This is a genomic window from Mycobacterium sp. E342 (assembly GCF_001667665.1).
Lineage (GTDB): Bacteria > Actinomycetota > Actinomycetes > Mycobacteriales > Mycobacteriaceae > Mycobacterium.
In genome coordinates this window covers 1-829 of the sequence record NZ_LZJM01000324.1, presented here as the reverse complement: position 1 = coordinate 829, position 829 = coordinate 1, and the positions used below count along the sequence as shown (strand labels likewise).

General features: G+C 64.4%; 1 protein-coding gene. It reads right to left on the bottom strand.

Annotated features, from left to right (window positions below):
* On the bottom strand, positions 1 to 829 hold an 829-nt coding region (locus A5692_RS26515; RefSeq protein ID WP_156766301.1), incomplete at both ends, for a phosphopantetheine-binding protein.

Here is an 829-nt window from a genome sequence, read left to right as displayed (position 1 = left end):
ACCGCAGACCGGCCCAGTAACTGATCGATAAACCACAACCGGGATTGGGCAAACGACAACGGCACCCGCTCCGGGCGTGGGCCGGCCACCAGGGGGGTCAGCCCACCCCCACCCCCGGCCTGGATACGGGGTGCCAACTGGGCGATGGTGGGCGCCTCAAACACCGCCCGCACCGACAAGCCGGTAAATAGGCTGGTGTTGATGGCGGCGATCAGCCGCATCGCCGACAACGAATCCCCACCCAACTCGAAAAACGAATCGTCCACCCCGACCCGCTCGAGGCCGAGGATCTCGGCGTAGATGCCGGCAAGCATTTCCTCGGTCAGATTGCCGGGGGCGCGATATCCCTCACCGGTGTAGTCGGGGGCGGGTAGGGCGCGGGTGTCGAGTTTGCCATTGACCGTCAACGGCAACGCCTCAAGCACCACGATCGCGGCCGGCACCATATAAGACGGCAACCGATCCGCGAGCTGGGTGCGGATGGCGACTGGATCCACGATCCCCGAAGCGGATTGGGTGATATAGCCGATCAGGCGCTTATCCCCGGGGTGGTCCTCGCGGGCAACCACCACCGCCTGGTCGATACCCTCCACATTGGCCAGGGCGGTGCGGATTTCACCCAATTCGATGCGATACCCACGGATCTTGACCTGCTCATCAACACGGCCCACATACTGCAACTGCCCATCCGGGCCCCAACACACCAAATCCCCGGTGCGATACATCCGCACCCCCGGTGCCCCGGTGAAGGCACACGCCACAAACCGCGACGCGGTCAATGGTGAGCGGCCCCAATACCCCACCCCCACACCATGACCGGCCACATAGA